The sequence below is a fragment of the Pseudarthrobacter sp. NPDC055928 genome (genome assembly GCF_042270935.1).
Classification (GTDB): Bacteria; Actinomycetota; Actinomycetes; order Actinomycetales; family Micrococcaceae; genus Arthrobacter.
Map to the genome: position 1 here is coordinate 1 of NZ_JBHJZH010000026.1, position 19,170 is coordinate 19,170.

15 protein-coding genes are annotated in these 19,170 nt (G+C 63.7%); 3 read left to right on the top strand and 12 right to left on the bottom strand.

The genetic code is table 11. The features are described 5' to 3' along the window. Positions 1 to 228: 228 nt before the first annotated feature. Positions 229 to 1,191: a trypsin-like serine peptidase gene (locus ACFC25_RS21405; protein ID WP_376048893.1), complete on the bottom strand. Its 963-nt coding sequence runs from the start codon at positions 1,189 to 1,191 to the stop codon at positions 229 to 231. Between the two features lie 280 nt (positions 1,192 to 1,471). On the opposite strand from ACFC25_RS21405, the gene ACFC25_RS21410 reads away from it, so the two are divergent. Together ACFC25_RS21410 and ACFC25_RS21415 are read left to right on the top strand one after the other, a co-directional pair. After that, positions 1,472 to 1,696, top strand: coding sequence for a hypothetical protein (locus ACFC25_RS21410; protein ID WP_337350083.1), 225 nt, complete (start codon positions 1,472 to 1,474; stop codon positions 1,694 to 1,696). 228 nt (positions 1,697 to 1,924) lie between these two features. Next, positions 1,925 to 4,144 carry an NADP-dependent isocitrate dehydrogenase gene (locus ACFC25_RS21415; RefSeq protein WP_376048896.1) on the top strand — a complete coding sequence of 740 codons (2,220 nt, stop codon included), beginning with the start codon at positions 1,925 to 1,927 and terminating at the stop codon, positions 4,142 to 4,144. Positions 4,145 to 4,201: 57 nt separating this feature from the next. Here the strand turns inward: ACFC25_RS21415 and ACFC25_RS21420 are convergent, their stop codons facing one another. From ACFC25_RS21420 to ACFC25_RS21450, 7 genes are all read right to left on the bottom strand, one after another. Further along, positions 4,202 to 4,702, bottom strand: a complete 501-nt coding sequence (locus ACFC25_RS21420; RefSeq protein ID WP_376048899.1) for a hypothetical protein — start codon at positions 4,700 to 4,702, stop codon at positions 4,202 to 4,204. Continuing rightward, entirely contained in the window at positions 4,699 to 5,907 is a 1,209-nt protein-coding gene (locus ACFC25_RS21425) for a serine/threonine-protein kinase (RefSeq protein ID WP_337346706.1), read from the bottom strand. The genes ACFC25_RS21420 and ACFC25_RS21425 overlap by 4 nt, the downstream gene beginning before the upstream one ends. A 250-nt stretch (positions 5,908 to 6,157) precedes the next feature. Next, complete coding sequence (locus ACFC25_RS21430; protein ID WP_376048901.1) at positions 6,158 to 7,231, bottom strand: hypothetical protein; 1,074 nt, start codon at positions 7,229 to 7,231, stop codon at positions 6,158 to 6,160. Between the two features lie 86 nt (positions 7,232 to 7,317). Beyond that, positions 7,318 to 8,247, bottom strand: a complete 930-nt coding sequence (locus ACFC25_RS21435; RefSeq protein WP_376048904.1) for a hypothetical protein — start codon at positions 8,245 to 8,247, stop codon at positions 7,318 to 7,320. A gap of 129 nt (positions 8,248 to 8,376) precedes the next feature. After that, the gene (locus ACFC25_RS21440; protein ID WP_376048906.1) at positions 8,377 to 9,447 is read right to left on the bottom strand and encodes a Gfo/Idh/MocA family protein; all 1,071 of its coding nucleotides are present in this window, start codon (positions 9,445 to 9,447) and stop codon (positions 8,377 to 8,379) included. Positions 9,448 to 9,533: 86 nt separating this feature from the next. Further along, positions 9,534 to 10,241 (bottom strand): ABC transporter ATP-binding protein, encoded by a 708-nt coding sequence (locus ACFC25_RS21445; protein WP_337350077.1) that lies wholly within the window; start codon positions 10,239 to 10,241, stop codon positions 9,534 to 9,536. A gap of 2 nt (positions 10,242 to 10,243) precedes the next feature. Further along, entirely contained in the window at positions 10,244 to 11,719 is a 1,476-nt protein-coding gene (locus ACFC25_RS21450; protein ID WP_376048909.1) for an ABC transporter permease, read from the bottom strand. Between the two features lie 275 nt (positions 11,720 to 11,994). Here ACFC25_RS21450 and ACFC25_RS21455 point away from each other — a divergent pair, with 275 nt between their 5' ends. Beyond that, positions 11,995 to 13,533: a polysaccharide lyase family 1 protein gene (locus ACFC25_RS21455; protein WP_376048912.1), complete on the top strand. Its 1,539-nt coding sequence runs from the start codon at positions 11,995 to 11,997 to the stop codon at positions 13,531 to 13,533. A gap of 104 nt (positions 13,534 to 13,637) precedes the next feature. Here ACFC25_RS21455 and ACFC25_RS21460 read toward each other — a convergent pair whose 3' ends face one another. The 4 genes from ACFC25_RS21460 to ACFC25_RS21475 form a co-directional block, all read right to left on the bottom strand. After that, the gene (locus ACFC25_RS21460; protein WP_376048915.1) at positions 13,638 to 14,732 is read right to left on the bottom strand and encodes a substrate-binding domain-containing protein; all 1,095 of its coding nucleotides are present in this window, start codon (positions 14,730 to 14,732) and stop codon (positions 13,638 to 13,640) included. Positions 14,733 to 14,788: 56 nt separating this feature from the next. Next, the gene (gene mmsB / locus ACFC25_RS21465) at positions 14,789 to 16,075 is read right to left on the bottom strand and encodes a multiple monosaccharide ABC transporter permease (protein WP_376048918.1); all 1,287 of its coding nucleotides are present in this window, start codon (positions 16,073 to 16,075) and stop codon (positions 14,789 to 14,791) included. Positions 16,076 to 16,094: 19 nt separating this feature from the next. Then, the gene (mmsA, locus tag ACFC25_RS21470) at positions 16,095 to 17,681 is read right to left on the bottom strand and encodes a multiple monosaccharide ABC transporter ATP-binding protein (protein WP_337346698.1); all 1,587 of its coding nucleotides are present in this window, start codon (positions 17,679 to 17,681) and stop codon (positions 16,095 to 16,097) included. 121 nt (positions 17,682 to 17,802) lie between these two features. Continuing rightward, on the bottom strand, positions 17,803 to 19,002 hold the full coding sequence (locus ACFC25_RS21475; protein WP_337346697.1) for an ROK family transcriptional regulator: 1,200 nt from the start codon (positions 19,000 to 19,002) through the stop codon (positions 17,803 to 17,805). Between the last annotated feature and the right edge of the window lie 168 nt (positions 19,003 to 19,170).

Consider the following 19,170-nt stretch of genomic DNA (forward strand, 5'->3'; position numbering starts at 1 on the left):
TCCGTCCCCTTTGAGGGGGACGGACGCCGTCGGGCTTTAACTGCTAGTTACTCCTCACCGCATGAGGATCCGCGCCCCGCTGCTTGAGGCGCGGACCCCTCCTCCGGAAGCCGGAGCTCCCGGGGCCTGGCTTCCGCCATCCGCTCATCCGTCCAGTACTCGAGGATCTCCTCGTGCGACTGATCCGTTTTGCTGTGGCTAACGGTGTCCTCCTGTGGCGAGGATTCCTTAGGAGGCGGCCGCACTCGTGTAGGTCTGCTGGATGACGGTGCCCCAGTATGGGCCGTACATGACAGGTGACCGGCTGTAACCGTAGCTGTTGATGGAGTTCTGGAGGCCGCCTGCGTTGCTTCCGATGAACCACGGACCGCCTGAGGACCCGCCGGTCATGTCGCAGCTGATGCCCTGGGTGAGGAACTGCGGGTTGTTGGGATCGTTGGATGCCGGGCCGTAGCAGCTCTTGAGGCTCTCACCGTTGAAGGGTGAAGCGGCGGGGTAGCCGTAGGCCTTGTAGGTCAGGCCTCGGGCAGCGTTGAATTCGACGCCAGATTCGTTCACGACGTCTGACAGGAAGTTGCCATTGAGGGTGTTCATGACAGCGAACCCGGTGTCGTACTGCATGTTGCCGTCGTTGCTCCACTGGGCGGGGGCGTAGAGGGCCTTTGCGGTCCACTTGCCGTAGGGGGCGGCACCGTTCAGGTAGGCGGGAACGAAGATGAAGTTCGTGGCGAATGCTCCCGGCCCCTCGTTGAGGCAGTGGCCGGCGGTGGAAACGGTGCTCTTGTTGTTCGAGACCACGGCATTGCCGGAGCAGACATAGTTGCTCCCGGCGAGGGTGAAGAAGACCTTGCCAATATGGTCCACGGGGTTTTCGCTGACGGCGATGGTGGTCTTGCCCTTGCCAGCCTGGATCTTGGTGTTGTTGCCTTTCTCCACGGGCGCGGCGCTGGTGTTGCCCCGTTCCAGTGCCTTGCCCGCCAGGACATCGCCGGGAATGGCGTTGCGCATGCGGTCGGCGGTCCAGTAATCTGCGGCTCCCGTGCTGTCCACGACGGCGCTGGTGACGGAGGGTTGCTCCTTGTCACTGGATGCGGAGGGTGCTGCCGTCGCTCCGCCGGCCGTGGTCAACGCCAGCAGTGCGGCTGCGGAAAGGCTCAAAAAGCTGGTAGCCAGAGACCTCGTACGTGTCATTGTTGTCCTGTCTAAACGGGTGGGGGAGGGCTCCAGTCAAGCCCGCCGAGTGACCTACCGAATTTATCCGCATATGACAAGTTTGTAAATAGTAGTGACGTCTCATGTATGGTGCGGTCCCTGACCTGCGTGAAAGCCGCAGCAGGCCCACAAACATCCCGCATAATGTTCTGAAACCACGTTCCAGCTCTGGCGGTAACTCCTAGCAGCGGAGTAATTTGAGCCACAGCATTGGCTGTCCGACTGGGCTCCGGACCTAATAGAGATTGGGGTCCTCGTCATGTTTTCCTTCCGCAAGTCCGGCAAGAAACCCGCCCTCAACGGCCGCCATTTCTCCGCTGCCGAGACGCAGCCGGCAGCTGTTGACCTCGCAGCTCAGGCGGTAACCTTCCAACTCCGTGACGTTGACCCGGTCCACACCTTCACCTCAACGGAGGAATTGCGCGGCCGGGATGCCAAGTATGTGCAGGTCTGGCCCAGTGATGTTCCCCACAGGCGGCGCTGACTGCTCCCACGCCGTCACCGGCGACTCCCGCAACCAAAGCGCGACGACGGCCTGCCCGCCTGGGCGTGCGACCGCCGTCGTGCGTTTTCCAACGCTGTAATCCGGCAGTAATGGAGCGGCGCCAAAGCTCGCGGGTAGGGTTCAAAGCCGCGTCCTCGGGTAAGTTAACCATGGTGAAATAGACCGGATTTGAAAAAAATCAGCCGACCTTCAGGGAGACGCCCGCGCATGTCCAAGATTATCTATACCCACACCGACGAAGCGCCGATGCTGGCTACCTATTCGTTTTTGCCGATCATCGAGGCGTTTGCTTCGACCGCAGGTGTGGAGGTGGAGACCCGTGACATTTCGCTCGCAGGCCGCATCATCTCCGTGTTCGGTGACTACCTCACCCCGGAACAGCAGATCGGTGACGCCCTTGCTGAACTGGGTGCACTGGCAAAGACGCCCGAAGCCAACATCATCAAGCTGCCCAACATCAGCGCTTCCATCCCGCAGCTGAAGGCCGCCATCGCCGAGCTCCAGGGCCAGGGCTACAACCTGCCGGATTACCCGGACAACCCTTCCTCGGACGAGGAAACGGCCATCCGCTCCCGCTACGACAAAATCAAGGGCTCCGCCGTGAACCCTGTCCTGCGCGAAGGCAACTCGGACCGTCGGGCTCCGCTGTCCGTCAAGAACTACGCCCGCCAGAACCCGCACTCCATGGGTGCGTGGTCCGCGGACTCCAAGACCAACGTGGCCACCATGGGCAAGGACGACTTCCGCTCCAACGAGAAGTCCGTGGTTATTGAGTCCGAGGGCACCGTCGCCATCCAGTTGGTTCGCGAAGACGGCTCGGTCAAGGTCCTGAAGAAGGCCTTCCCCGTTTTGGCCGGAGAAGTTATTGACGGCACCGTCATGCGCGCCGCCGCCTTGGACGAGTTCCTGGCAGCACAAGTGGCCCGTGCCAAGGAAGAGGGAGTCCTCTTCTCTGCACACCTGAAAGCCACCATGATGAAGGTCTCGGACCCCATCATCTTCGGCCACGTGGTGAAGGCATACTTCTCCGAACTGTTCGACACTTATGGCAAGCAGCTTGCCGCCGCCGGCATCAGCCCCAACAATGGCCTCGCCGCCATCCTGAGCAGCCTCGAAGACCTGCCTGAAGACGTCCGTGAGGGCGTCCAGGCACTCATCAAGAAGGGCCTCGAAGAGGGTCCCGCCCTTGCGATGGTGGACTCGGACAAGGGCATCACCACCCTGAACGTCCCCTCCGATGTCATTGTGGACGCCTCCATGCCCGCCATGATCCGCAGCTCCGGCCACATGTGGGGTCCCGACGGCAAGGAAGCCGACACCCTGGCCGTACTGCCGGACAGCTCCTACGCCGGCATCTACCAGGTTGTTGTGGACGACTGCCGCGCCCACGGCGCCTACGACCCCACCACCATGGGCACCGTCCCGAACGTGGGCCTCATGGCCCAGGCCGCTGAGGAATACGGCAGCCACGACAAGACGTTCGAGATCCAGGAAGCCGGAACAGTGCAGATCGTTGACGCGTCCGGCGCCGTGCTGATCGAACACGAGGTAGCTCCGGGCGACATCTGGCGCGCATGCCAGACCAAGGATGCCCCCATCCGCGACTGGGTCAAACTGGCAGTTACCCGTGCCCGCGCGTCGAAGACGCCCGCAGTGTTCTGGCTGGACGAGACCCGCGCACACGACGCCAACCTCATCGCCAAGGTCAAGGAGTACCTCAAGGACCACGACACCGAAGGCCTGGACATCCAGATCATGTCTCCGGTGAAGGCCACGGCGTTCACCCTGGAGCGCATCCGCAAGGGCGAAGACACCATCTCCGTGTCCGGCAACGTGCTCCGGGACTACCTCACGGACCTGTTCCCGATCCTGGAACTGGGCACCAGCGCCAAGATGCTCTCCGTTGTCCCGCTGATGAACGGCGGCGGGCTCTTCGAGACCGGCGCTGGCGGATCCGCCCCCAAGCACGTCCAGCAGCTGCTCAAGGAAAACCACCTGCGCTGGGACAGCCTGGGTGAGTTCCTTGCCCTGGCCGTCAGCTTCGAGCATCTGGCCACCACCACGGACAACGCCCGCGCCCAGATCCTGGCTGACACCCTGGACAAGGCCACCGGCACGTTCCTGCTGGAGAACAAATCCCCGAGCCGCCGCGCCGGCGAGCTGGACAACCGCGGCAGCCACTACTTCCTCGCCCGTTACTGGGCCGAGGAACTGGCCAAGCAGACCGAGGACGCCGACCTCGCGGCATCGTTCTCCGCAGTGGCCAACGAGCTGTCCTCCAAGGAGGAGACCATCGTGGGTGAACTGGCTGCGGTCCAGGGCTCGCCGGTGGACATTGGGGGCTACTACCGTCCGGACGAGGCCAAGGCCTCCGCTGTCATGCGTCCGTCGGCCACGCTGAACCAAGTTATTGCGACCCTGAACTAGGTCCAAGCCAGACGAAACAAGAGGCGATGCCCCGGGAAACCGGGGCACCGCCTCTTGTCAGTCGTCCTCCTTGCCCTTGCCTTTGCCGTCGTTGCCTTTGCCCTCGGCCGGCGCCGGTGCCGCGGGGGCGGGGGCTTCCTTTGCGGCTTGAGCAGCAGCTTCGGCTTCGGCCTGCACCTGTGCTGCGGCAGCTTCCGCTGCCGCCTTCGCTGCGGCGGCGTCGGCCACCGCCTTGGCTGCCGCAAGGTCAGCCCGGACAGCGGTGGCGGCGGTCATGATGCTCCGCCTGCGGTCTTCGGATACCTGTCCGTTCCCGACGGCGGAGGCCAGATCTGCCTCAAGACTGTCCAAAGCGGCAAGACCGCTCGCCGGGTCATTGCCCGCCGCGGCCTGGGTCACGCCAAGAACACGTTGCTGGAGCTGCCGGGCGGCGTCGGGCTTGAGGCCGTTATCCGCGGAGCCGCAACCCGCCAGAAACACGGCGAGTAGAAGCGCCGCCCCAGCGGCCACGGCCCGGGCGGCGGCTATGCGACGGTGTCCGTTAGGGGCAGGACTCATGGCTCGACGCTCTCCTGAAGCTGCTTGAGGTGGTCACCCAAGGTGCCGGTGACGGACGGGTACGGGACGACGTCGGGCGTCGGCTGTGGTGCCAGGCTGAACGTCAGTGCAGCTGCGATGGCTCCTATGGTGAGGATGCCCAGGACGAGCACGAGCCAGATTCGCTTTCCGGCGTGGCGAAGCCGGGAGAGTACCGGGACTCGGCCGCGCGCTTCTGAACCGCTGGACGCTGCCGCTTCGGCCATGTGCTCCTGGTAGCCGGGGAGCTTGGTTTCAGTGGTGATTGTCGGGGGCCTGAACGGCATGGCCGGAAGCACCCGCGTGGTTTCCGGTGCGAGCTCGCCAGGTGCGGAGACGGGGGATACGAGGGCCTGGCGTAGTGCCGTTTCCACATCCGCTGCTGTAGGGCGTTCCAACGGTTCGACAGCAGTCATCGAGCGGATGAGGTCAGCCCACTCCGCCGGCACGTCGTCCGGTATTTCCGGTGCACGATGAATCCTGGCCACAGCTGATTCGACGGCACTTCCCGGGTACTCTATGGTCTGCTTGATGCATTCCAGGAGGACAAGGCCCAGCGAGTAGATATCCGTTGCCGGTGACAGGGGAGCCCCCATGGCCTGCTCCGGACTGAGGTAAGCGGCCGTGCCCACCAGGGTTCCGGTGGTGGTAAGCCGTGTTGAGTCCGCGATCCTGGCGATGCCAAAATCCGTCAGTTTGGGCCGCAGGGGTTCCCCCGGACGGATCTGCACCAACAGGATGTTGCCTGGTTTGATGTCGCGATGGATGATGCCCAGGCTGTGCACGTAGGCCAAGGCATCGGCGATTCCTGCACCAATGACGGCGAGCTCGTCCAACGGAACTGCACTGTGCCTGATTCGGCTGCGAAGGTCTTGCCCGTCCACGAGCTCCATTGTCAGGAACGGCCGGGGCTCATCCGGGATGCGGGTATCGATTCCGGCGTCGAACAGTGTTACCAGGCTTGGATGGTTAAGGGTTGCCAGCAGCTGGATTTCGGCTTCCTGCCGCTTGAGTTCATCGGAGTCCGGGGCCTGCGGCGCGAAGAGCTTCAGTGCCACATCCCGGCCAAGGTGCTCGTCCCTGGCACAGTACACCGATGACATGCCGCCCCGGCCGATCACTTCTCCCAGGCGATACCGTCCGCCAACCACTTCATTCTTGATGGAGCTAGGCGAATCCGCCACCATGACCAGCTCCCTCCGGTGCGCTGCGGCACTATTGTTCCTAAATTATACCGGCCGGTAACGCCTCCTGGAGTGGTTATCGTGCGCGCCTGCGGTCCGGGTGCAGAGGCATGGAGGCCTTCGCACCCGGACCACTGGTCGCAAGGACATGTGCTATCGGGCTGGCGGCCACCTCCTTTCGCCGGCTGCCGCGAACGGCAGCGATTGTTGGTGCTTGTCGAGTTTCAGAACCTCTTGATCCACCTTCTGATTGTTAGGACGTCTTGCGACGGCGGAACATCAGCAGGCCTGTAACCAGCAGGAGCAGGGCGACGGGGATCAGCGATGCATCGATTCCTGTCTTGGCCAGCGTGGCGGTGCCGCCCTGGCCTGTGGTGCTGCCCCTGGCGTTGCCCAGGGTGTTGGCCGCTGCGGATGCCGAGCCTGCAGTGGTGCCGGTGGTGCCCCCAGCCGGGACAACGGTGATTCCGGTGCTGTCAGAGCCGGTGGTACCGGTGGTGGTGCCGGTATTTCCGGTGGGGCCGGTCGTGCCGGTTCCCGGGGTATCGGTGCCGCCGGTAGTGCCCGTTCCGCCCGGAGTTCCCGTGCCCGGCGTTTCGGTTCCTGGGGTCTCAGTGCCGGGTGTTTCCGTACCGGGAGTGACACTGCCGTCAGTGGCGCCTCCGATGATGACGGATCCACCGACGCCGGCTGTCACGTCATCCAAAAGACCTGAGGTGTCCAGACCCAGGTCGACATCAACTGCGGCGTCCAGGCCACCACCGGTGGTGCCGGTAGTGCCGTCGGTGCCGAGGCCGAGGCCGAGGCCCAGGTCGACGGCGGCGGCCACATCGGCTGTGGTGTCGGTGCCGGTCAGGCTGCCGTTTCCAAGGCCGAGGTTGATGTCGGCTGCCGCGGCCACGTCGGCGGTGGTGTCGGTGCCGGTCAGGCTGCCGTTACCGAGGCCAAGTGCGACGTCGGCTGCGACGGCCACGTCGGCGGTGGTTCCGCCGTCGTTGGTGCCGCCGAGGACGCTGTTGCCGAGGCCGAGGTTGATGTCGGCTGCGGCGGCCACGTCGGCTGTGGTGTCGGTGCCGGTCAGGCTGCCGTTTCCAAGGCCGAGGTTGACGTCGACCACAGCGGCAACATCCGCGGTGTCCGACGGCGTTGGGTCACCCAGCAGGCTCAACGACGTCGTGTTCGCGGATGTCGCCGCTGAGACCAGGGCGGATGCGGTGAGGTCCGATCCGCTGGTTGTATCCGCAGCGTTGGCTGCGGTGGCGCCGAGGGCTAGGAGCCCGCCGGCAAAGAGGGTGCTAAGCAGCCCTCTGCGAAGGTTGGAATGCATGGTTTTGTCTCCTGAGAAGTTGATGTGGGGCGCAGGTAAGCAACCCTTTTGCCTTGTCCTGCCACGGAATGGCAGGCAGGGCTCAACTAGTCAGGAGAGGAACCGGGGTCGAATGACACCGGTGAGGGGGCATGCTCAGAGGATCCGCTGACCGGGAAAGCGCCCGGGAGCAGGAAATCAAGATCAAGGTCGTTCAGCCAGGCGGCCGAGCCTGAGGGGCCCGACGGCGGTGCTCCGCTCCCAGCCCCGGAACTGGGGCCGGAAGGTGCCGGTGACGGACTGCCTGCCAGTGGTAGCTCAGGCTCCGAGGCGGCAGTTGTGGGCGCGCCAGGGGAGGAAGATGTTCTGGCAAGGGCAGCCACAGGAGAGGCTGGGAAGCCTGCTGTGCTGGCAGCCCCGGCAAGCTGCTCCAGAATGATCCCTGAGAAATTACCAGAGGCGGTCGGATCCGCCAGCGAGTCACCCTCGTTCAGAATGCTTGCGGAATCAGTAGTAACGGATCCGCTGTCCGGGACGCTGGGCAGGGTTACGGGCAAGGGAACAGCTCCCGTGACCAAGTCCGAGACTGGCTGCACCAGAGGCTCAAGAACTGGAACCGCGCCAACGAGCGGCGGAGCGACAGTTTCCACCAGTCCCGCGGCGGCGTCATCGGCCACAACAGCAACAGGGACGACAACAGTGGAGACCGTGCCCGCAGGAACAACCTCGTTCACGACCGGGACGGCCGTGACCAACTGGTCTGTGGCGCCGGTGAGTGTGCCCGCCACGGGCCGCAGGAGTCCGGGCGATGGCACGGGCTGAGGGGCCGGTGTCGCAACCTCGGGCAGGGACGGCAGCGTGCTTGCCAGCGGGGCTGCGAGGGACGAAACCGACGAAGTTACCCCGCCCAGTAGCGAACCCGAATCGGGCGAATCGGCAGATGCGGCAGTGGTGGAAAGCGTCAGCCAAGTGAGTGTGGCGGCTCCAGCGAGGAGAACTGGCCGGAGCGCACGCCATGGCGATAGACCTCTAGCCATGCGTACCACCCCCAGAGCGGATCAACCGACGATGTTTACATCGTAAGACTGCTTATTGATCGAAGTCCATGAAAAAATCAACAAATTCCCATCAAATTGACTTTCTTTGTCATTCATATTTAGTCGGCCCTAATGCGCGTCGTTTGGGTAGCTGACACCGAGTTGGGCTCGCACGCCATCGAAAAGGCGCATGGTGTTCAGGGAATCCTCGAGGGGCATGACGGGGCTTTCGACAAGCCCTTGCTGGATGCAGCGTGTCACTTCGCGGAGTTCATAGGTGTAGCCCCGACCGACGACGTCGAACACTTCGCGGCGGGGTTCCCCGCGGCCTATCCTGACCAGCAGTTCGCTCGGATTGTTGATGGAGCCCACGCTTTGGAGGTATCCCAGGCTTCCGGCCACTGTTGCGATCCGTGGACCGTGTGCCAACAGCGACGACGTCAGCTGGACTTGGGCGCCGTGGTTGTAACCGAGAGTCATCGCATTTTGGGCGTCGACGCCGTCGTCGTTGACAACGCCAGTGGCACTGACGGTCTGCGGGAAACCGAGGGTTCCCAGCGCCCAGAGCAGCGGGTAGACGGAGATGTCCAGCAGGGCCCCGCCGCCGTCCTGCCTTGCCCAAAGCCTGGACGTGGGGGAGTACGGCGCGGGGAAGCCCAGATCGGCGCTGACCCAGTGCACATCACCCAGTTCTCCTGAGGCAGCGATGTCGAAGGCGCGTTGCATGGCCGGCAGGAACCGGCTCCAGATCGCTTCCATCAGAAAGAGGTTCTTTTTGCGGGCCACGTCAATCAGCTCGCTCGCTTCGCGGGCGTTGATCGTCAAGGCCTTTTCGCACAGGACGTGTTTCCCGGCGTTCAGTGCAGCGAGGACAATCTGGTGGTGCTGGGCGTGGGGCGTGGCCACATACACGACGTCAATCGAATCATCGGCGAGGAGCCGCTGGTAGCCGTGGACGCCGCCGTCGTCCCCGTATCCCTTGGCGAACCCGTAGGCCGCGGCGAAGTTGTCCGCAGTCTCCTGGCCGCGGGAACTGACGGCGTAGAGCTCGGCGTCGGCCAGGAGGGCCAGATCTTCGGACACGGACCGGGCGATGCCGCCGGTGGCTACTACTCCCCACTTCAGGGTGTTGCCGGTAGCGGACCTGGGGTCCTGGTCGGACTGGCTGGACAGCCACGGTTTGGCGATAGGCGCACTCATGAGAGCCATCCTCTCATTGCAGTGAGAGGGTCCGGGAAAAACCTGTAGGAAGTGAGGGAGGGTCCCTGGGCGGACCCTCCCTTTCGCTATGCCGGGGTTGCCACCGCCGAACGGGTGCGGGCAGCCTCTTCCGTCAGCTTGCCCTGCTGCAGCCTGAAGCGGCGGTCCGCCTTGTTGGCCAGCGCCCGGTCGTGGGTGACCACCAGGATGGTGGTGTTGTGCTCCCGGCTGAGCGAACTGAGGAGCTCGATGATGTGATCACCGGTCTGTTCGTCCAGGTTGCCTGTTGGTTCGTCCGCCAGGATCAGTTGGGGTTCATTGGCCAGAGCACGGGCAATCGCCACGCGCTGCTGCTCGCCGCCCGAGAGCCGGTTGATCCGCCGTACTTGTTTGTCCGGGTCCAGCTGCACCTGTTCGAGAAGATCCTTTGCCCGCTGGAGGCGTCCGGCCTTGCGCATCCCGGCGAACTCCATCGGAAGCATCACGTTGTCCACCGCGGAGAGATTCGGGATGAGGTTGAACTGCTGGAACACAAAGCCGATGTCCCGGCGTCGGTATTCGGTCAGCTTCCCGTCCGGCATGCTCGCCAGGCTAACACCGTTCACGACGACGTCTCCGCTGGTGGGCTTGTCCAGCGCACCCAGGAGGGACAACAGGGTGCTCTTGCCGCTGCCGCTCTTGCCGACGATGGACGCCAACGTGCCCTGCTCGAGTTCAAAACTCACATTGTTGACTGGCTTGATGGTGCGGTCGCCCGAGTTGAAGGTGCGGACCAGGTTCTTGACTTCAATCATGGCTATTCTCCTCGCAGGACTTCGATGGGGCGGATGCGGGCCGTGAGCAGCGCGGGGACAAGCGCGCCGATGATGGCGACTCCGAATACTGCGGCAATTCCGGCGGCAATGACGCCGGGGGATGCGCTGGCGGTGACGGAGGTCAGCAGCTGGGAGGCTCCGCCGAACGGTCCGCCGGAAGGTAGGCCAGCGCCGCCAGGGAAGCCTGCGCCGCCGCCCGGCAAACCGGCGCCGCCAGTTGCCCCCGCCATGGCGGCCCCGGGGCCGGTGGGGGCCGCCGTCGTGGTGTTGGTGCTGATCAGCGCCGAGGCGATGCCGCCGCTGGCGAAGGATGCGATCGCGGCACCCACGGCGCTGCCCATGGCAAACAGGACGAGGGCTTCGAGCACGAACTGCAGGCCGATGGTGCGGTTGGGTGCGCCGATGGCCTTGAGGACACCGATCTCCCGGCGGCGTTCGCGGACCAGCATGACCATGATCAGCAAGATGATGAGCCCAGCCGTGCCGAGAGCTGCAACGAAGGCGATGAAGGAGATGTTCCTGACGCTGCCGAGGGAGCTGACCGCCGTCTCCAGGTTCTGGCCCTGGGTGACATCAGCCTTGTCGGTGCCGAGGGCCGTCTCCAGGGCAGCCTTCGTGGACTGAACATTTTCCAACGAGTCCACGGTCACAATCATGCTGGACAGCTCGTCGGGCAGCTCCGCCAGGTTCTGCGCCGTCGGAAGAGTTACGTAAAGGGCGTTGTTGCCGAACGTCGTGCCGGAATCGAACAGGCCCGCCACGGTGTAGGTCTGGTCATTGATGGTGAACGTGGACCCCACCGAGAGCCCGTTCTTTTCCGCGAGTGTGGTGCCCAGCAGGGCGTTGGCCGATTCCGCGGTGTAGTCGCCCAGGCCTGATCCGTCAGTGATGGTCAGCGCTTTGCCGGTGCTGTCCATCTCCGCGCCGATGCCCGTGGCGGTGATCGGCAGCGAGCGGGGAGGCTGCGTGGTGGTGCCGGTGGCACCCGTAGTGCCGTTGGCCGCCTGGTTGCGGTTGCCCAGCGTGCCGGCATCAATGGCGGCTGTCAGGCTGGTGGTCAGTGTAGTTGCGGACGTACCCCCGGGTCCGCCGCCCTGGCCTCCGCCGGGGCCTGCCGGGGCGCCGGCGGCCGTCTGGGCGGCAGCCTCGGCAGCGTTCCGGAGCCTGAGGGAAGTGGTCCCGACGACGGAACTGACGTTGGGAACGGCAGCGGCGGTGGCGGCCTGCTCGGTTGTCAGCGGTTCGCCGCCACCTTCGAAGCCCTGGCCTCCGGCGGGGTTGACGGTCAGGACAGTCCCGACGGAGGCATTCAGCTCCTGGACTTTGGCGCTCACGGCCTGGTTGGCCACCAGCATGGCCAGTGCCAGACCGATGGCCACTGCCAGGACCGCAACGACTGCAGCCGTTCGAACCTTGTTTCTGAAGGCATTGCCTACACTCCGGGCAAGGACGCTCACTGTACTCCTAGGATCTCGGCCGGCGGAAAGACCGGCGTTCTGATCCCAGACTCGTGCCCGTCCCTGTGCGGGAAACGTGGCGAACCTATGTTTGCGCTGTGAAAGCCGTTCTTGTTTGAAGAGGCAAAAAAGGACACCCCTTGACAGCTTTGTCACGGCCGACGTAAGAATAGTAGTGCCGCTGGGAAAGCGTTTTCTGAGCGGCGGTTCCCCGAAATCTGTATCCGCACCCGACTAGGCATGTGGTCTGTTTGGCATGCCGGAAATAAAGGCCAATGACGTCCTCCATACGTTTCAAATCCACGTCCCATTCGAGACTTGCCCGTCCTCGCCTCGCCGGAGCAGTGGTGGCGTCCGCCTCGGTGCTGGCGCTCGCCGCCGGGCTCGCTGTTGCCGGACCCGCCAACGCAGCACCCGGAACCAGGGCGCCTGGTGGCACAGCGGCATCGTCCCTGACGGGAGGGGGCATTATCCGCGCCGACGACGCGGCACCCACCGGCTGGGCCGCCGTCGACGGCGTCACGAACGGCGGGGCGGGCGCTCCGGCCGAAAACCGCTACGAGGTGGGCACGCTGGCAGAGCTGAAGGCAGCGCTGGCCAACCATGGTGAGCCGAAAGCGCCCAAAATCATCTATGTCCGTGGAACCATCGACGGCAACCAGACACCGGACGGGCGCATTCTCGGGGAGCAGGACTATGCGCCCGGCTATGACATCAACAAGTACATGTCCTGCTTCGGTCCGGACGGCAGGACCTGGAGCGACCAGACCTTCGATTACTGCAGGTCCATGCGTCAGCTGCGCCAGACGGGCAGCAACAACATGAAGCGCCAGATCGAGGTGAGCCTCCCCAGCAACACCACATTGCTGGGCCTCGGTAATGACGCGGGGTTTGTAGGTGCAAACATCGTGATCCTGAGCGCCACGAACGTGGTGGTGCGCAACCTCAGCGTGGAGGCACCCGTGGACTTCTTCACCACGTGGTCCCCGGACGACGGCCAGGGCGCCTGGAACGCGCGGTTCGACGCCCTGTCCTCAGTCACATCAGACCATCTCTGGATCGACCACGTCCGGCTGACCGACGGACGATACCCGGACAGTGAGGCGCCCATGGGGTTCCGGGGCAAGCCCGCCAACCGGCATGACGGTTTGCTGGACCTCAAGGACGGCACCGATTATGTGACCATTTCCAACAGCAAACTGCACAACCACGACAAGACGATGCTGCTCGGCTCCGGCGACGAGCACGTGGATAAGGACGGCGGCAAGCTGCGCGTCAGCTACATCGGCAACCTGATGGAGAACATCCAGCAGCGCGGCCCCCGCGTCAGGTTCGGCAAGGTGCACGTGGTGAACAACTACTTTGTGGGCAGCACCGACCATCAGCAGTACCCGATGGTCAGTGAGGCACAGGGCGGCAGCAGCTACTTCCTGGGCGCAGGCTACGAGTCCAGGATTTTCTCCGAGTACAACGCCTTCGACTACACGGGACCCGGCGCGGACGCATCCATCATGGTCAGCAGCTACAACGGGCACCGCTTCAGCGACACTGGGTCGTGGTTCAACGGAGCCCCGGCGGACCTGGAGTCCGTGGCCCGGGCCTCCTACGAAACCAACCGGGCGGAGGCACTGGCAGAGGCGGAACTGAGCGGCACACCCGCACCGGACTGGACCGCTTGGGACTTCACCACCGACGTCGGCTGGCACCCGGCGGACGCGTATGGCTACAGGGCCTTCACCACGCCGCAGGCTGTGCGCAACCACGCACTGCACTTCACAGGGCCGGGCGTCCTACGCGTGGACGGCCCGGCGTAGTTCTAAAACGGCAAAGTTGGGCGCACGCGCATCGCTTAAACGGGAATGCCCCGGCTCCTGTGAACTGGTCACTGAGGGAGCCGGGGCATTCCCGCGTTCAGTTGTTACTTGGTGATCGGGCCGAGTGTCGGATCGTCCACGTAGGCAGTCTTCACGTTGGCTGCGGTCACGATCGCAGGCGGCAACAGGAAGGCAGGAACGCGCTTGAACTCGTTCTTGTAGTTGCGGTTGTCGTTGATTTCCAAGGCGAGGCCCTGCTGCAGGTCCTTGATCATGGTGATCGTGTGTTCGACAATCTTGCGAGTGTCCTTGTTGATCGTCGAGTACTGCTCGCCAGCCATGATGGACTTCACGGACTCCACCTCGGAGTCCTGGCCGGTCACAATCGGAACGGACTTGCCGGCGCTCTTGATGGACGTGATCACGGCCCGGGCCAGGGTGTCATTCGGAGACAGGACACCGTCCAGCTCAGAAGAGGCGTAGCTGCCCGAGAGCAGTGCGTCCATGCGGCGCTGGGCGTTTTCCGGCTTCCAGTCCTGCGTGACAGCCCGCTGGAAATCGGACTGGCCGGAGACCACCTTCAGGGTCCCGTCGTCGATCTTGGGCTTCAGGACGCTCATGGCGCCGTCGAAGAACACCTTCGAGTTGGCATCGTCCGGGGATCCTGCGAAGAGTTCGACGTTATACGGGCCAGCCTTCTTGGCCGCCATGCCTTCCAGCAACGCCTGGCCCTGCAGTTCACCGACCCTGAAGTTGTCATACGCCACGTAGTAGTCGATGGCCTTGGTGTTTGTCAGCATGCGGTCGTAGGCGATGATGACCGCGCCGGCGTCCTTGGCCTGCTGGAGCTGGGTGCCCAGCTGTGCACCGTCCACGGCGCCGACCACAATTACCTTGGCGCCGGAGGTGATCATCGTGGAGATCTGGTTCTGCTGCTCGGATACGCCGTTGTTAGCGAACTGCACGTTGGGCTTGAAGCCGGCCGAGGACAGCCCGTCGTTGAACAGCTTCTCTGCCAGGGTCCAGTTCTCGCTGGTCTTTTTGGGAAGGGCGACGCCGATGACGGCGTCCTGGGGGAAGCCGGACAGGGCGGTGCCCGCCTTGGCGGCTTCGGCGTCGACGTCGGAGCGGCCGCACCCTGTCAGGGAGAGCGTTGCGACGGCCGCGAGGACGGTCAGGGTCTTTGCGATTTTACGCATGTGAGTTTCTCTTTCTGGGTCCAAAGGCAGCCGGGCGTGCCGGCCGCCGTCGCGGGCTATTTTGACTCGGCTGGTTCTGCGGGAGTGATGATCTCGGAGGTCTTGGCAATCTCTTTCTCCGAGGTGGGCGGCTGGTTGGAGCGCAGGCCGTTCATCAGCATTCCGATGATGGAGCGGCGCCCCTGGCTCTTGTTGTAGACATCGATGGCCACGGCAATCAGCAGCACCAGGCCCTTGATGATCGACTGCATGTCGGCTCCGACGCTCAGCAGCTGCAGGCCGTTGTTCAGCACAGCCATAACAAGGCCACCCACGATGGAACCGATCACGGTGCCGACGCCGCCGCTGACTGCCGCGCCGCCGATGAAGACGGCCGCAATGGCGTCAAGTTCCCAGCCCACGCCGTCCGCGGGTCCTGAGCTGGTGGACCTGGCCACGAACATCATTCCAGCGAGTGCCGCCAGGATGGACATGTTCATCATGACCAGGAAGTTGACCTTCTTGGACTGCACACCGGAGAGCTCGGCGGCGTGGCGGTTGCCACCTACCGCGTAGACGTGCCGGCCAAGGATGGTCTTGCTGGTGATGAAGACGTACAACGCCACCAGGCCCACGAGGATCAGGCCAGAGACGGGGAACGAGGTTCCGTAGCGTCCGGTCGAGAACAGCCAGGTGACGTACAGGACTGCGCCGGCAAGCAGGACCAGCCGCGTGATGGGCACCCAGAGCGGATCCACGGTGGCACCGGTGCCGGCTTCGATGCGGCGGTTGCGGAACTCCAGGAACACCACGACGGCGATCAGCAGGAATCCGAGGATGACTGTGGGGGCGTTGTAACGGGCGAAGTCGCCGATCTCCGGCAGGAAGCCTGCACCCATGGCACGGAATTCCTCCGGCACGGGAACGGTCAACGATTTGCCCACGAACTGGTTGGCGCCACGGAAAAGCAGCATTCCGGCCAAGGTGACGATGAAGGCGGGAATGCCCACGTAGGCCACCCAGAAGCCCTGCCAGGCACCGATCACTGCGCCCAGGACCAGTCCGAGGAGGATGCCAAGGTACCAGGGGATGCCCCAGTCCCGCATGGCTATGGCCACTACGATGCCCACGGCTGCGGCAACAGAGCCGACAGAGAGGTCGATGTGGCCGGCAATGATCACCAGCACCATTCCGATCGCCAGGACCAGGATGTAGGAGTTGCCGTTGAACAGGTTGATCATGTTGGTCGGCGTCAGGACCTTACCGCCGGTGAACAACTGGAAGAACAGCACGAGTGCCACGAGGGCAATGATCATGCCGAACTGGCGGGTGTCACCGCCGAAAATCCTTTTAAGTGCTTTCATAATTGTTCCGTCCTCGGGCTTATGCGGTTTGTGCAGTGGGGGCGGCGTTGTTGCCGGCGCGGGTGGCTGAGGTCATCAGGCGCATCAGGCTTTCCTGAGTGGCGTGTTCCTTATCCAGTACTCCCGTGATGGAGCCCTCAAAGATGGTGTAGATCCGGTCCGACAGTCCGAGCAGTTCAGGCAGCTCGGAGGAGATCACGATGACGCCCTTGCCCTGCTGTGCCAGCTGCTGGATGATGCCGTAGATCTCGTACTTCGCGCCGACGTCGATTCCGCGCGTGGGCTCGTCAAGGATGAGCAGGTCCGGGCCGGTGAACATCCACTTGGCCAGCACAACCTTCTGCTGATTGCCGCCGGAGAGCTTGGACACCCCTTCATTGACTGTGGGCGCTTTGGTCCGAAGGCTCTTGCGGTACCCCTCGGCCACCGTGAATTCCTTGCGGTTGTCAACGACGAGGCCCTTGGTGATGGCCTTGAGGTTAGCTGAGACGGTGGTGGTCTTGATGTCATCCAGCAGGTTCAGGCCGAGGCTCTTGCGGTCTTCAGTGACGTACGCCAGTCCCGCTTTGATGGCTTGGGGAACATTCCGGATGTGGATTTCCTGGCCGTTCTTGAAGACCTGGCCTGAGATGTAGTTCCCGTAGGAACGCCCAAACAGGGAGCGGGCAAGTTCGGTGCGGCCCGCGCCCATGAGCCCTGCGAAGCCGACGATCTCGCCGCGGCGCACCGTGAAGCTCGAGTTCTTGCAGACGAGCCGGTCTGCCACCTGGGGATGGCCCACTGTCCAGTTGCGGACCTCGAACAGCACATCGCCGATTTCCGGGGTGTGCTCCGGGAAGCGGGACTCAAGGGAACGTCCCACCATTCCCTTGATGATCCGGTCCTCGTCCACGCCGTCGGCCACGATGTTCAGTGTTTCCACCGCTTTACCGTCGCGGATGATGGTGATCTCATCCGCGATCTGTTCGATTTCGTTGAGCTTGTGGGAAATGATGATCGAGGTAATGCCCTTGGCCTTGAGGCCGAGCATCAGGTCCAGCAGGTGCTGGGAGTCGGATTCGTTCAGGGCGGCAGTGGGCTCGTCCAGGATGAGTAGTTTTACCGACTTGTTCAGGGCCTTGGCGATTTCCACCAGTTGCTGCTTGCCGACGCCGATTTCCTTGACGGGAGTGTCCGGATCCTCGCGGAGGCCTACCCGGGCGAGGAGTTCGATGGAGCGTTTGCGCGCCTCTCCCCAGTTGATCACGCCACGGCGCGCGGGCTCATTGCCCAGGAAGATGTTCTCCATGATGGAGAGTTCCGGGATGAGTGCCAGTTCCTGGTGGATGATGACGATGCCCGCGTGCTCACTGGCCCGGATGTCCTTGAACTGCTGGACCTCGTTCTGGTAGACGATGTCGCCGTCGTAGCTGCCGTACGGGTAGACGCCGGACAGCACCTTCATGAGCGTGGATTTGCCGGCGCCGTTCTCACCGCAGATAGCGTGGATCTCGCCGGCCTTGACCCGGAGGCTGACCTCCGACAGCGCCTTGACGCCGGGGAACTCCTTCGTGATGGAGCGCATCTCGAGGATTACTGGATCACTTTGCGTGGTTTGGGACGTCATATGCCCTTACGCCTCCAATGATGACTTCGTTGTCCGCCCCGCAAACCGCGGGGCCGTCTGATGAAAAAGTAAACTGGATCACAGCCGTTGTCGTCAAGTCTTGAACGCAACCTCCCGATATCTAGTCGGTCTGGGAACGCCGGATCCCGGCGTACTGGAAGACCAGCGCGGCCGCCCCGAGAGCTTCGGCGCGGTCCCCGAGGGATGACATTGTGAGTGTGGTTGTCTCGCCGATGACGGGCACGGCATGGCGCACCAGGCCCCGCCTGATGGGGTCCAGGAGGAGGCTGCCAAGGCCGGCCAAGGGCCCGCCCACCACGATCACTTCCGGGTTGATGAGGTTGGCCACGTTGCCTAGCGCCCGCCCCACTGCCAGGCCGGCATCGTCCACGACGCGGAGCGTTGCCGGATCCTTGGCGAGGGCCTTACTGACGATGTCCGCCGGTGTCAGGGGCCTGTCCTCGCGGCGGCTGAGGAGCTCGATCATGGTGGTGGTGGATGCGATGGTTTCGAGGCATCCGCGGTTCCCGCACCGGCACACGAGGCCCTGCTCATGGATGGTGGCGTGGCCGATTTCACCAGTGATTCCGACGTTGCCGTAGTAGGGCGCGCCGTTGAGGATCAGGCCCGCACCGATGCCCGATCCGATCTTCAGGAACATCAGGTTTTCGACCCCCGTGTGAGGCCCCCAGGTCACTTCAGACCAGGCGCCCAGATTTGCGTCGTTGTCAACATACACGGGGAATTTCAGGGTGTCCTCGAGGTGCTGGAGAATGTTGATTCCCACCCATTCGGGGAGGATGGCACCCTGCGCCACGGTTCCGGTCCGGCGGTCGATCGGCCCGGGAATTCCGACGCCGGCACCCACGATTGCGCTCCGGTCCACTCCGCTTTCCCGCATCAGTTTTTCAAGGAGGACCACCGCCGCTTGGATGCCTTCCTCGGCCTGGTGGCCGAGTGGCAGCATCACGGATTCCTCCGCGATGACGTGGTAGCTGAGCGATGCCAGGACCACCCTGAGGTGCCGGCGGCCGAAGTCGATTCCGACGGCGACGGCACCGTTGCTGTTCAATCTGACATTCAGCGCCCGGCGCCCGGAACTGGTGATGGGCTCGGTCGATGCCAGCCCCGAATCCTGCATGATTTTGACGATGTTTGAGACGGTGGCCGTGGACAGGCCTGTCTGCCTGGCGAGCTCGGCCTGGGTGGCGGGTCCGCCCATCAGGGTCTCGATGATCCGCTGTTGGTTCAACTGCCTCAGGGCGGATTGGGATCCTGGGTTTTTGGGGTTGCTCCTCGTCGAGCGCGGTGTTGCGGACATGCAAAGAAGATTGCCCTATGGTGACTCTTGTAGTCAAGAAGTTAACGCAAGCGGTCCGCCGGCGGGCCCGCAAGAACGGGACGATCCGTCCGTCCGAAGGCCCCCACCGGTGCAATTGGCCCCAAATGGCCCTGCGGTCGATGGCTAGGCTGGAAAAAGCGGACGCAC